Origin of the sequence: Noviherbaspirillum malthae (assembly GCF_015352985.1) — a bacterium.
Lineage (GTDB): Bacteria > Pseudomonadota > Gammaproteobacteria > Burkholderiales > Burkholderiaceae_D > Noviherbaspirillum > Noviherbaspirillum malthae.
This window is the reverse complement of the sequence record NZ_JACYXF010000001.1, coordinates 745,259-758,376: the sequence shown is the minus strand read 5'-3', so window position 1 is coordinate 758,376 and position 13,118 is coordinate 745,259. Positions and strand designations below refer to the sequence as shown.

The 13,118-nt window shown below is 65.2% G+C and carries 12 protein-coding genes; 1 reads left to right on the top strand and 11 read right to left on the bottom strand.

Translation table 11 applies throughout. The features are described from left to right. Positions 1–16: 16 nt before the first annotated feature. A complete protein-coding gene (locus IGW03_RS03775) occupies positions 17–2,836 on the top strand; it encodes an ATP-binding protein (protein WP_194721143.1) in 2,820 nt (939 codons plus the stop codon). Between the two features lie 529 nt (positions 2,837–3,365). On the opposite strand, the gene IGW03_RS03770 is transcribed toward IGW03_RS03775, so the two are convergent. The 11 genes from IGW03_RS03770 to IGW03_RS03720 all read right to left on the bottom strand — a co-directional run bounded on the left by IGW03_RS03770 (position 3,366) and on the right by IGW03_RS03720 (position 13,019). After that, the gene (locus IGW03_RS03770; RefSeq protein ID WP_194721142.1) at positions 3,366–3,992 is read right to left on the bottom strand and encodes a glutathione S-transferase family protein; all 627 of its coding nucleotides are present in this window, start codon (positions 3,990–3,992) and stop codon (positions 3,366–3,368) included. Positions 3,993–4,065: 73 nt separating this feature from the next. Next, positions 4,066–4,548, bottom strand: a complete 483-nt coding sequence (locus IGW03_RS03765; RefSeq protein WP_194721141.1) for an SRPBCC family protein — start codon at positions 4,546–4,548, stop codon at positions 4,066–4,068. 98 nt (positions 4,549–4,646) lie between these two features. After that, on the bottom strand, positions 4,647–6,098 hold the full coding sequence (locus IGW03_RS03760) for a cobyric acid synthase (protein WP_194721140.1): 1,452 nt from the start codon (positions 6,096–6,098) through the stop codon (positions 4,647–4,649). Positions 6,099–6,105: 7 nt separating this feature from the next. After that, positions 6,106–6,903: a cobalamin-binding protein gene (locus IGW03_RS03755; protein ID WP_194721139.1), complete on the bottom strand. Its 798-nt coding sequence runs from the start codon at positions 6,901–6,903 to the stop codon at positions 6,106–6,108. Then, entirely contained in the window at positions 6,900–7,814 is a 915-nt protein-coding gene (locus IGW03_RS03750; protein WP_323744920.1) for a cobalamin-binding protein, read from the bottom strand. The genes IGW03_RS03755 and IGW03_RS03750 overlap by 4 nt, the downstream gene beginning before the upstream one ends. Further along, positions 7,811–8,803, bottom strand: a complete 993-nt coding sequence (gene cobD / locus IGW03_RS03745; RefSeq protein ID WP_194721138.1) for a threonine-phosphate decarboxylase CobD — start codon at positions 8,801–8,803, stop codon at positions 7,811–7,813. Before cobD ends, IGW03_RS03750 begins: the two co-directional genes overlap by 4 nt. Then, entirely contained in the window at positions 8,796–9,761 is a 966-nt protein-coding gene (gene cbiB, locus IGW03_RS03740; RefSeq protein ID WP_194721137.1) for an adenosylcobinamide-phosphate synthase CbiB, read from the bottom strand. Before cbiB ends, cobD begins: the two co-directional genes overlap by 8 nt. Further along, on the bottom strand, positions 9,755–10,312 hold the full coding sequence (cobU, locus tag IGW03_RS03735; protein WP_194721136.1) for a bifunctional adenosylcobinamide kinase/adenosylcobinamide-phosphate guanylyltransferase: 558 nt from the start codon (positions 10,310–10,312) through the stop codon (positions 9,755–9,757). The genes cbiB and cobU overlap by 7 nt, the downstream gene beginning before the upstream one ends. Then, complete coding sequence (locus IGW03_RS03730) at positions 10,309–11,607, bottom strand: cobyrinic acid a,c-diamide synthase CobB (RefSeq protein ID WP_194721135.1); 1,299 nt, start codon at positions 11,605–11,607, stop codon at positions 10,309–10,311. Before IGW03_RS03730 ends, cobU begins: the two co-directional genes overlap by 4 nt. Before the next feature lie 4 nt (positions 11,608–11,611). Beyond that, a complete protein-coding gene (gene cobO, locus IGW03_RS03725) occupies positions 11,612–12,250 on the bottom strand; it encodes a cob(I)yrinic acid a,c-diamide adenosyltransferase (protein WP_194721134.1) in 639 nt (212 codons plus the stop codon). Further along, on the bottom strand, positions 12,243–13,019 hold the full coding sequence (locus tag IGW03_RS03720) for an ABC transporter ATP-binding protein (RefSeq protein ID WP_194721133.1): 777 nt from the start codon (positions 13,017–13,019) through the stop codon (positions 12,243–12,245). Before IGW03_RS03720 ends, cobO begins: the two co-directional genes overlap by 8 nt. Positions 13,020–13,118: the final 99 nt, after the last annotated feature.

Genomic DNA, 13,118 nt, shown 5'->3' with positions numbered 1-13,118 from the left:
AAGCCACAGGATTCGCATGTTTCATATCAAATCGCTGGAGATGGTCCACTGGGACTACTGGCAACGCGTCAAGAACATTCCGCTGGATGCGAAGATCATTACCATCGCCGGCCAGAACGGCTCGGGCAAGACCACCCTGCTCGATGCGCTGCGCACGCTCTTCGGCCTCGACTGCTCGATGGGGCGCTCCTACAAGCACTATGCACGCCATGCCGGCCAGCAGACTTCCTGGCTGCGCGCCGTGGTCGACAACCGCGCCACCGGCCGCCAGCTGTCGAACCGGCCGTTCCGCGCCTCCGGCTTCTTCAGCGAGGATGAAGTCACCCTGTTCTGCCAGATCCAGAAGAACGGCGGCGACTGGAAGCGCCAGTACCTGATGCGTCCCGGCGCGGTCGAGATCGAGGAAGTGCTGGACGCGAATGACTGGCTCGGCCTGGAAAGCTACCGCAAGCGCCTGGCCAATGCCGGCCTGTCGCCGGCGATGGCCAAGGTGCTGGCGCTGGAACAGGGCGAAACCGACAAGCTGTGCGAGTACGCGCCGCGGCAATTGCTCGACCTGGTATTCCAGGTGTTCGGCGACAAGGAAGTGCTCGACGCCTACGACGAAGCCAAGCGCCACCAGCGCGATACCGAAACCGAGCTGCAGCGCTTCGAGGCCGAACTCGAATCGGCGCAGACCAACCAGGAGCGGCTGCGCCTACGGGCCGCCAACTATCACCAGTGGGAAGGCCTGAACAAGGAGCAGCGCGACCTGCAGGAAGAAGTGCTGCCGACGCTGCAGTATCACGAGACCCGGGAAAAGGCGAAGGCCGCGAGCGACGCGCTGCGCGAAGCGCGCCGCTCGCTGGCAGCGCAGGATGCGCAGCTCGCCGACCGGCGCAACGAGCTGGCCGACCGCGCATCGGCATTGAGCGAGGCCCACAGGCACGAAACCGCGCTGGAAGAAGAAAAGTCGGTGCTGGAGAAGCGTCTCGGCGACATCAATGCCAAGCTCAAGCCGCTGGAAAGCCTGCTCGAGCAGAAGGCCCGCCTGCAGAAGCTGGCGGCCGATGCCGGCGCGGACATCGCCGATGTTGCCGCCGAGCTGGAGCAGAAGGAAAGCGAGTACATGCGCCAGCGCCAGGCGCGCGACGCGCTTGCCTCGCGCATCGCCGCCGACCGTGCCGCGATCGCCGCGCTGGAGAGCAAGACCGGCCTGCCCGATCCGGAAAACGTGCGCTCCATGCGCCGTGCATTGACCGAAGCCGGCATCGCGCACAGCATGCTGCCCGATATCGTCGAGGTCACTGACCCGCGCTGGCAGGGTGCGGTCGAAGGCATGCTGCGCGGCTATACCTCGGTGATCCTGCTGAAACACGCCCGCGATGCCTCCGCCGCTTACCGCATCGGCGAAAAGGAGCGTTTCGGCCACTTCATCGTGCCGGACCGGGTCACTGCGCCGGAAGTGAAGGACAAGAGCCTGCTGGCCGTGGTGCGCTTCACCGCGAAAGCGCCGGCCTGGCTGATCGATCAGCTCGGCCGGGTGACCCGGGTGGATTCCGCCGAGGCCGGCATGAAGCTGCCGCAGAGCGAGGAATGGATCACGCCCGAGGCTTACCACCGCGAGCGTCGCGGCGGGCGTTCGGTGTTCGTGGAAGCCTCGCGCTACCGCTTCGGCCAGGCCGGCCGCACGCAGCGCATCGCCGCCCTGCAGCAGTCGCTGCCGAAGCTTGAGGCGCAGGAAGACCAGCTCACCCTCACGATCAACAAGCTGGCAGGCGAAGTCAGCGCTCTCAAGGCGCGCATTGCCGGCGTCGACGCAGCCAAGGAACTGGTGGCGCGCCAGGCGGAGTTCGACGAAGCCGGCCACGGCGCGGCGCCGTTGAAGGCGGCGCGCACCGAAGTCGGCACAAGGCTGGGAGAACTTTTCCCGCTGACGAAGAAGGCGACCGAGGACCGCACGCTGGCCGACAACGCCTGGCAGCATGCCAAGCGGTCGCTGGCCGACAGCGAAGCTAATCTGCGGCTGGCGCAGAAGCGCCACCAGGAGGAGCGCGTCGCGCAGGCCAGGGCGCTGGCCGACCTCCGCAGGAACTGGCGCCACCTGCCGCATGGCTGGCGGCATCCGGCGCGTCGCGCCGAACTGGCGGAGCAGCATCAGAATGCGCATCAGGTGAATCTGCGTATTGGCCATCTTGCCAGCGATCTCGCGCGCGAAGACTGGGAAACCGATTCCACCGTGGTCGACCAGCATGTGCGCCTCACCGTGTTGCTGCAGGGACGGCAGGCGGAAACCGAGGAGCGGCGCTACCAGAACAACCGCGCGATCGAAGCGACCAACAATGCGCGCGGCGCCTACATCGACCGCCTGCGCTATACGATCAAGACCTACAGCCGCAACATCAAGGAGCTGGGCGAACTGGCCAACATCGAAGTGCATACCGATCCGGTGCGGCTGGAAAACGATGACGTGCAGTTGGCGCAGGCCGGGCTGCAGGTACGCTTCAAGTTCGACGGCAAGGGGCCGATCGGCTTGAACGACGGCGAGGCTTCAGGCGGACAGCAGGTGATGAAGTCGCTGATCCTGCTGATCGGGCTGCTGAAGTCGGATGACGGGTCGGGCGGTTTCGTGTTCATCGATGAGCCGTTTGCTCACCTGGATATTCGCAATATTCAGCTGGTCGGGGAGTTCCTGAAGAATACGGATGCGCAGTATCTGATGACGACGCCGCTGACGCATAATACGGATGTCTACGATCCTTCGGAGCTGACGCTGATTACCAGCAAGAAGAAGAAGGAGTCGCATTGGGCGCAGCCGATTTTCGTGTTGCAGCGGAGGGCGGCTAAGGTTGCCTGAACTGTGCGGATTTCAATGCCTGCAGGCAGGTCTGCAAGCCAAATATGGAACCCCTCTCCCGCAGGCGGGAGAGGGGCAGGGGTGAGGGGGACCGCAAAACCGCAGAAACCCGTGGCCATCTCTGCTTTCTTCATGATGCCCCTATTAATGCAACTTGTAAGTCAAACTCCATCGAAGAAATGGAATGCCTGAAAGCTTCGATTTAGTTCCATCTCTCCGCAGCGACTTGCTCTAGCCGGGACTGGCCCCGGCGGGCCACCTACTTCTTTGTCTCGACAAAGAAGTAGGCAAGAAAACGACCCCGATGCCATCGCCCCTTCGGGGTTCCCAAAAGAGCGCGGCGCCAAGCGGGAAGCGCGGAAACTCGCCTTCCGCTCAGACAGTCCGCGCTTCTTCATCCGCTTGGCGCCGCACTCTTTTGGCGTTGGCAAAAGGGGATTTTGAACAGCCTCCATGGGCTGGCTTGGTCGGTAGCCATCTCACATTTGCTTATTGCGACCATTCTTTACTTAAGCAGCCCTGTCCTGCCTCATGCCTTCTGGGCCTTGATGCGCTCATCATTAATCCTCTGCGCACTCTGAAACGCCGGACGCGCAGTCAAACGGCCGAAATACGCTTCCAGCACCGGTCGCTTTTCCACGCTGCCGAACATCATGCCCCAGCCGACCGCCGAACCGAAATACACGTCCGCCGCAGTGAACTGCTCTCCGCAGAGGTAAGGCCCGGCTTCCACCGCCTTTTCCAGCGCGGCCATGGTATCGGCATAGCTTCCGAAACCTGCTGCGATGCTCTTCCCTTCCGGCACCTGCCAGTTGAAGATCCTGGAAGTTGCCGCCATTTCCAGCGGGCCGGCGGCGAAGAACATCCAGCGGTAGTAGGCTGCGCGCGCAAGGCTGCCGGGCGGTGGTGCGAGCTTCTTTTCCGGGAAGACGTCAGCCAAGTAGGCGCAGATGGCGGGCGTTTCCGTGACCACCGCTTCGCCATGCCTGATCGCAGGCACCTTGCCCATGGGATTGACGGCCAGGTAATCGGCGCTCTTCATGCTCGTTCCGAAATCCAGCCACACCGTTTCATACGGGACGCCGAGTTCTTCCATCATCCAGTGCGCCATGCGGCCGCGGGATTGTGGATTCGTGTACAGCACCAGGTCGGTCATGCGTTCCTCCATGCAGGGTTTGCCATTGCGACGCATGCGCGCGGGCTTGCAGCCGCTGTCAGGGGTTTCTTGTTCAAATCTTCGCGGCCAGTTCGGCCAGCTGGTCGGCGCATTTGCCCCAGCCTTCATGAAAACCCATTTTCTCGTGGGCTTCGCGGTCGGCTGCGGTCCAGTGCCGCGCGCGGGCGGTGTAGCGGGTGCCGCCGGCTTCGTCTTCGAAAGTGACGATGCAGGTCATGAACGGCTTTTCCGACGGTTTCCATGCCTCGGTATAGGCATCGGTGAAGACCAGGCGCTCGTTGGGCACGACCTCAAGATAGACGCCCTGGTTGGGAAACTCATTGCCGTCGGGATCGCGCATGACGATGCGGCTGATGCCGCCGGGGCGCACATCGGTTTCCGCTGCGGCGACCGACCAGGGCTTAGGCACGAACCATTGCTTGAGCAGTTCGGGTTCGGTCCAGGCACGGAACAGCTTTTCCTTCGGCGCCGGGATCAGCCGGGTCAGCACCAGTTCATGCGCAGCGTCGGCGGCAATCGGGTTGGTTTGGCTCATGTTGTTTTCTCCTCCATGTTCGTGCCGGCCTTCATGGCCGGCAAGGTCTGCGAAATGATGCGTCAAATGCGCCGGAGAGTCGAGCGTGACATGAGAACTTACTTTGCGCCAATGCCGCCTTGCAATGCCCGGTACAAACCCTCGGTCGCATCCGCCATCCTGTCGATGCTCTGCTCGCGCAGGCGCCGCAGGTCGACCGGCTCCGCATTGCGCAATCCCGCCCAGCGCAGCAGCGCGCCCATGGCGTCGGGCGTGTCGAAGATGCCGTGCAGGTAAGTGCCGAGAATGCAGTCGTCTTCCGACCTTGCTCCTTCACCTCGGCCGTCGATTTGGAAGGCCGGCCGGTTCATTGCCGGTCCATGCGATGTGCCCATGTGGATTTCATAGCCGCTGACCGCCGCCTCATCGAAGGCGCAGCGTCCATCCACCTGCTCGAGACGCTTGGCCTGGGTCATTTCGGTGTCGATGTCGAGCAGGCCCAGCCCCTGCGATATGCCGGGCTTGCCTTCGACGCCGTGCGGATCGGCCACGGTGCGTCCGAGCATCTGATAGCCGCCGCAGATGCCGATCACCTTGCCGCCGTAACGCACATGGCGACGCACCGCTTCGTGCCAGCCGTTGCGCTCCAGCCAAGCGAGGTCGTTGCGGGTGTTCTTGCTGCCGGGGAGGATGATGAGATCGGCCGCGGGAATCGGCTGGCCGGGACCGATGAAGCGCAGGTCGACTTCAGGCTGGGCACGCAGTGCGTCGAAATCGGTGTGGTTGCTGATGCGAGGAATGACCGGCACGACAACGCGAAAACTGCCTTCGCCGTTCTGTTCCGGCTTGACCGCGTCTTCCGCATCGAGAAAGAGCCCGTGCAGGTAGGGCAGCACTGCCAGCACCGGTTTGCCGGTCTGCCGTTCCAGCCAGTCCAGCCCCGGCTGCAGCAGCGAGATATCGCCGCGGAAGCGATTGATCACGAAGCCGACGATGCGCTTGCGTTCACTCTCGGACAGGCAGGCCAGCGTGCCGACGATGTGCGCAAACACGCCGCCGCGGTCGATGTCGGCCACCAGGATCACCGGGCAGTCGACCGCCTCGGCGAAACCCATGTTGGCGATGTCGCGCTCGCGCAGGTTGATTTCCGCCGGGCTGCCCGCGCCTTCCACGATCACCGCCTCGTATTGCGAAGCCAGCCGGCGGTAGGAGTCGAGCACGGCTTCCATCGCCACCGTCTTGTACTGGTGGTAATCGCGCGCATTCATGTCGGCGCGCACCCTGCCCTGGATGATGACCTGCGCGCCGGTGTCGCTCGACGGCTTGAGGAGCACCGGGTTCATGTCGGTATGCGGCTGCACGCCGGCGGCCTGCGCCTGCAGCGCCTGGGCACGGCCGATCTCGCCGCCGTCGACGGTGACCGCACTGTTCAGGGCCATGTTCTGCGGCTTGAACGGTGCTATGCGGATGCCGTCGCGCGCCAGCAGACGGCACAGCGCGGCGACCACGGTGCTCTTGCCGGCGTCGGAAGTGGTGCCCTGCACCATCAGTGTCGGATAGGGAAAGTTCATGGTTGTTTCATGCATGGTGTTGCTGCCACTGGCCTATCAGCGCGGCGAGCCGGGTTAGGCCTTCGGTGATGGATGCCGGGCCGGGAGAGAGGATATCGGCGGACTTGATTTCATGCACCATGCCGTTGCGCACCGCCGGAATGGTGTCCCATCCGGGCCGTGCGCAGACGGCCTCCGGCCGGAATTTCTTGCCACACCAGGAGCCGATGATGATGTCCGGCGCGCGGCGCACCACTTCCCTTGGATCGGCAATGATGCGCTCCTTCGCCCCCGGAAATTGCGCCAGGTCGGCGAAGGCGTCCTCGCCGCCGGCAATGCCGATCATGTCCGACACCCAGCCGATGCCGCTGATCATCGGCTCGTTCCATTCCTCGAAATAGATGCGCGGTCTTTTCGCATAGTTGGCACTGCGCGCACGGACGGCATCGACATGCGCCTGCAGTTCAGCCACCAACCGCTCGCCCTCCTCCCGGCGATCGACCAGGGCGGCCAGCGTGCGCACCATGCGCAGAATGCCGGCGAGGTCGCGCTGGTTGAACAGATGCACCTCGATCCCCGCCGCAGCCAGATCCCGACAGATGTCGGCCTGCATGTTGGAAAAGCCGATTACCAGGTCCGGCTGCACGGCGAGGATGCGCTCGATCTTCGACGAGGAAAAACCGCTGATCTTCGGTTTCTCGCTGCGCGCCCGCGCGGGCCGGGTGGTGAAACCCGAAATGCCGGCGATCAGCTCTTCCGCGCCGAGCGCGTACAGGGTTTCGACCGCTTCGGTGCTGAGGCAGGCGATGCGCCGGTAGCAGCTCACTGCCGCACTTCCTTGCCGTCCCTGCCGTCCCGACGACTGCGCGCTTCTTCCAGCCGCGCGCAGAGTTCGGTCGCGCCGGCGATGATGCGCGGGCCGGCGCGGTTGATGAGGTCGCCGTCGATGGCGAACAGGTTGCCGCGCCTGACCGCCGTCATCGACGGATACTGCTTCCAGATCTCGATGCCGCTGACCTTCTGGTCGCGCCGGTCGCCGCTGACCACGGCTTCCGGGTCTTCCTTGAGCACCGCTTCCTGGGTGATGCTGGGCGCTGCCATCGGCAGTTTTGCGAAGATGTTTTCGCCGCCGCAGATGCGGATGGCGTCGCTGATGATGTGGCGTTCGTTGAGGGTGTACAGCGGACGGTCCCAGACCTGGTAGAACACGCGCACCAGCGGACGGTTGCGATAGCGCGACGTCAGCTGGTCGAGCTGGCGCTGCAGGTCGCCGGACGTCTGTTTCGCCTGCGGCTCGGTGCCCATCAGCCGGCCCATGCGCAGCACCGCCTCGGGAATGTCTTCCAGCTTGTGCGGCTCGCTGTAGAACAGCGGAATGCCGAGCTTGCGCAGCTGTTCCATCTGCCGTGACGAGGCGTTGTGGCGCCACACCACCAGCAGGTCGGGCTTGAGAGCAAGCAGGCGCTCGATATCGACCGAGCGGTTGTCGCCGATGCGAGGAATGTTCTTGGCCGCCGCCGGATATTCGCTATGGGTCACCGTGCCGACGATGCGGTCGCCGCCGCCGGCCGCGAACAGCATTTCCGTCACATGAGGCGACAGCGATACGACGCGGCGCGCCGGCTGCTGCAGCGTCACCATGTCGCCGGCATCGTCCTGCACCGTAATCGCGGCCTGCGCGTTCAAGCCGCAGCCCAGCAGCGCCGCGCTTATCATCGCTCCGAATCGCTTCATCATTTTTGTCTGCTCCTCCATGTCTGAAGCGCATGCTGCAGCCGCTGCCATCCGGCTTCGTCGCCCGGCAGGCCGAGGCGGATGCCGCGTGCCTTGACCGGAAACAGCCTGACCCAGATGCCCTGTTCGGCCATGTGGCCGGCGAAGGCTTCCGGCTCCCTTTCCGGCCACCACTGGAACAGCGCCGTGCCGCTTGCTTCGATATCAAATTGCGCGAGCAGATCATGCAGGCGCCCGCCGGACTCGAGCAGGCGCCTGCGCGTTGCTTCCTGCCAGGCCTTGTCGCATAGCGCCGCCATGCCGATTTCCTGCGCCGGACCGCTGACCGACCATGGTCCCAGCCACTCCGCCAGCCTGTCCAGCAAGCGCTGTTCTGCCGCCACGAAGCCGAGGCGCAGCCCTGCCAGTCCAAAAAACTTGCCTACCGAACGCAGCACGATGAGGCCCGGTCGGTCGCTCCAGTGGGCAACGCTGGCCTGTTGCACGGTGTCGCCGAAGGCTTCGTCCACCACCAGCCAGCCGCCGCGCGCGGCAAGGCGGCCGGCCCAGTCGAGCAACTGTCCCGGTGCAACCAGCGCACCGGTGGGGTTGTTGGGATTGCATACCACCATGACGTCGGCGTTATTCGCGTGTCGGTCCAGTGCTTCATAGGCGATTTCATCAACCTCATGACCGGCCTGTCGCCAGCAGTGCGCATGCTCGGCATAGGACGGCGCCGACACCGCCACGCGTCCTTTCGGGCGCAGGCGCGGCAAGGCCTGGATTGCCGCCTGCGTGCCGGCGACCGGCATCATGCGCGGGGCGCCGTAATAGGCTTGCGCGGCCTCGACGAAACTGGGATGCGGCTCGGGCAGGCGGTGCCATGCGTTCGCCTGCAAGGCCGGCGCGGGATAGCCGTTGGGATTGATGCCGGTCGACAGGTCCAGCCACTCATGCAGCGGGCGGCCGTGCCGCAATGCGGCTTCGCGCAGGTTGCCTCCATGCTCAAGCATGCAAGATCCTTTCAATCAAAAAAGCAAGGCTGGCTGCGGCCACAATCCAGAGCGCCGTGGTGCGGGCCACCAGCCGCCATGCGCGCCCGATGTCGGCCGCCTCGGCCGGTTTGCCGCTGCCGAGCGGCGGACGGGTTTCCATCACGCCGTCGTACTCGGCGGTGCCGCCGAGCGCGAGGCCGAGCGCGCCGGCGCCGGTCGACATCACCGGTCCCGCGTTCGGGCTTGGCCAGGCTGAGGCCTGGGTGCGCCAGCATTCTCGGGCGCGCCGGCCGTCGCCAAGCAGCATGTAGGACAAGGCGGTCAGGCGGGCCGGCAGCCAGTTGAGCGCATCGTCGGTGCGCGCCGCCATCCAGCCGTAGCGCAGGAAGCGCGCATTGCGGTAGCCCCACATCGCATCCAGCGTATTGGCGAGGCGGAACAACAAGGCGCCCGAGCCGCCCGCGACGGCAAACCAGAACAGTGTGCCGAAGACGGCATCGTTGCCGTTCTCCAGCGTCGATTCGACTGCGGCCTTGGCGAGATCGCTCTCCCCGGCCCGCGCCGTATCGCGGCTGACGATGCGCGACGTCAGTTCCCGCGCCAGATCGAGCTTGCCCGCGGCGAGCGCCGAGGCGATGGGCAGCATGTGGTCGCGCAGGCTGCGCAAGCCGATGCAGAAGTAAAGCAGCAGCGCATGCAGCGCCATGCCGAACAGCGTATGCGCTCCCATGGCAGCCTGCAGCAGGAACGCCGCCAGCATGACCAGCGGCAGCACGGCCAGTGTCCAGCCTGCGATGCCAAGCAGATAGCGCTTAGTGCCGTCGCCGCCAGCATTGCAGCGCCGCTCGATCATGCCGGCAATGCGGCCGAAGCCGACTAGCGGATGGAAGCGGCGCGGCTCGCCGAGCAGCCAGTCGAGCACGACGCCCGCCAGCATCAGCAGAGCTACAGTAGACAGCGAAAGCCCGCTCAGCATGGCAGCCCCTTCAGCATCATCGGCAGGCCGGCCACTACGAAAACCGCGCGGTCGCTGCAGGCGGCAACCGCCTGGTTCAAGCGGCCGGCCTCATCCACGAACCAGCGCGAGATCGCGCCCTGGGGCACGATGCCCATCCCGACTTCGTTGGAGACGAGGATAACGTCGCCGGCCGCGTCGCCGAGCGCATCGAGCAGCGACTGCCGCTCGCGTGCGAATGCCTCGGGCGGCACGATACGGCCGACTTCCGGATAGTCGCGCTGCTCGGAAAACAGCAGGTTCGATAGCCAGACCGTCAGGCAGTCGACCAGCACGACGTTTCCGGGAGCACTCAAGCGCCGGATGGCCTGGCCCAGGGCCAGCGGCTCCTCCACGGTGGTCCAGCCCGCCTCGCGGCGCTGCCGGTGGAGTTCGATCCGCTGCTGCATCTCGTCATCATGGGCTTGCGCGGTGGCGATATAGACCACGTCCTTTGCGCTGCCGGCAGCGAGTTTTTCCGCGTGAGCGCTCTTGCCGGAGCGGGCGCCGCCGAGTATCAGGCTGATCGTCATGCCGCACTCTCCCTCAGGAACAGGCTGGCCGCAGCCTGCGGGCAGGACGGGAAATAGGCATGGAAGTAGGACGCGGTCAGCGAACCCCTTCGGTAGATCGCTTCGCCAGTCTGGCCGGTGGGATGCTTGACGGTGCGGGCCAGCGGCTCCAGTTCGGTTTCCATCCGCGAGTAGTGGAAGGCGTGGCCGCGAAGTTCGCCATCCTGCCGCTGCCATGCATGCGCGCCGAGTGCGGCCAGGCGCTTCTGCATGATGACGCGGCCCGGCAGCAGTCCGGCCATCGCATGCCTATCGCCGCCGATGCCGGTCAGGCTGTCGGCCAGTGCCATCATGCCGCCGCATTCCGCATAGATGGGCAGGCCGGCCGCATGCGCTTCCCGCATCGATTGCTTCCAGCGCATCGCATCGGCCAGTGCCGCCGCATGCAGTTCCGGGTAGCCGCCCGGCAGGTAGACGGCATCGGCACGCTTAGGAATGGCTTCATCGGCCAGCGGCGAGAAATGCACGATGGCCGCGCCTAGCGCCTGCAGGCAATCCAGGTTGGCAGGATAGAGAAAGGCGAATGCCGCATCACGGGCGATGGCGATGGTTTTGCCCTGCAGCAGAGCCGGAGCAACGGCTTCCTGCAACGGCTCGCCGAGCGAGACCGGCGGCAAGGCTTCCCAGGCGTCGGCATTGAAGTTCAGCTGGCTGGCCAGCGCATCGAGGATGCCGTCGAGTTCCTCCACCTCGTCGGGCTGCACCAGCCCCAGATGCCGCTCGGGAAGCGAGCGTTCCTGGCGCGGCAAGGTGCCGAGCAGGGGAATGTCGCGCATGGCCTCGGCAATCATTTGCGCGTGGCGTTCGCTGCCGATGCGGTTGGCGATCACGCCGGCCAGGTGCACCGGGCCGTAGTCGCGCAGGCCGCGCACCACCGCGCCGGCGGTCTGCGCCATCGCGGAGGCGTCCAGCACGGTGAGCACCGGCACGCCGAATTGACGCGCCAGGTCGGCCGACGACGGCGTGCCGTCGTAGAGCCCCATCACGCCTTCGATCAGGATGGCATCGGCTTCCGCCACCGCCTCGGCCAGCAGCCGGCGGCTGCGTTCCAGGCCGACCATCCACAGGTCCAGTGACTGCACCGGCGCACCGCAGGCGCACTGCAGCAGCATGGGGTCGAGAAAGTCCGGTCCGGTCTTGAACACGCGCACCCGCTTGCCTTCGCGCGTCAGCTTGCGTGCCAGCGCCGCCGTGACCGTGGTCTTGCCCTGCCCCGAGGCAATCGCCGATACGAGCAATACCCGCGCGCCGCTCATCGCCTTACCACTCCACGCCCGGCTGGGCGGCAATGCCCGCCTTGAACGCATGCTTGACCAGCTGCATCTCGGTGACGGTATCGGCCACCTCGATCAGCTCCGGCGGCGCGGCGCGGCCGGTCACCACCACGTGCTGCATCGCCGGCCGCGCCTGCAGGTCGGCGATGACGCGGTTGACGTCGAGGTACTTGTATTTCAATGCGATATTGAGTTCGTCCAGCACGACGAAGCCGATGGCGGGATCGGCAAGGAAACTCTTCGCCTTCTCCCAGGCGAGTTCGGCGGCGGCGATGTCACGCTCGCGGTTCTGGGTTTCCCAGGTATAGCCTTCGCCCATTGCATGGAAGCTGACTTCATCGGGAAAGCGCTGCAGGAACAATTCCTCGCCGGTGGACTTGGCGCCCTTGATGAACTGCACCACGCCCACCTTCATGCCATGGCCGAGCGCGCGGATCGCCATACCGAAGGCGCTGGAACTCTTGCCCTTGCCGTTGCCGGTATTGACCAGCAGCACGCCGGCATCGCGCTTGGCGGCTTCGATCTTCTGGTCGACTACTTCCTTCTTGCGCTGCATGCGCACGCGGTGGCGTTCATTGATGCCGTCGTCGCCGGCCTGGCCGGCATCCTTGCCTTCTTCATTCATGTGTCGTTTCCTCTGCGGGTATGTAGATGCGGCGCCTGCCGTGCTGCACGATGTCGATCGGATAGCCGAGGCAGTCGCTCAGCAGTGCTGCGGTCATGACCTCTTCCACCGGCCCTGCCTGCCAGCCGCCGTCGCCCATCAGCAGCAATGCATGGGTCGCGACGCTATGCGCGAGATTGAGATCATGGCTGACCAGCACCACGGATTTCTGCTGCGTGCGGCACAGGCGCGCCAGCAGTTCCATCACGCCGACCTGATGCGCGAGGTCGAGCGCGCTGGCAGGCTCGTCGAGCAGCAGCAGCGGCGCTTCCTGGGCCAGCGCCGCGGCAATCGCCACGCGCTGGCGCTCGCCGCCCGACAGCGTGCGCACGTCGCGCTCGGCGAGCGATTCGACGTCGAGCGCACGCAGTGATGCATGGGCGACCTGGTAATCGGATTCGGCATCCCAGTAACGGTCGTCCTGGTAGGGATGGCGCGCCGCCAGCACGGTTTCGATGGCGCGGTAGCCAAAGGCATCGTTGCGGCCCTGAGGCAGGTAGGCGCGCTCGCGTGCAAGCGCGGTCAGCGGCCAGTCGGACAGCGGCTTTCCCTGCATGCGGACTTCGCCGCCGTCGGGCTGGCGCAGTCCGACCAGGGCGCGCAGCAGCGTGCTCTTGCCGGCGCCGTTGCGGCCGATGACGCACCAGCATTGGCCGGGGTCTACCTGCCAGTTCAGGTTATGGACCAGTTTGCGGGCGCCGATGTTGAGGGAGAGGTTGAGTGTTTGCATACGCTAGCCATTCCAGCTTATTCCCTCCCCTTCAAGGGGAGGGTTAGGGTGGGGATGGGTTGTTTTAGCATAAAGAAATGTTCTTTCATCGAGACATAA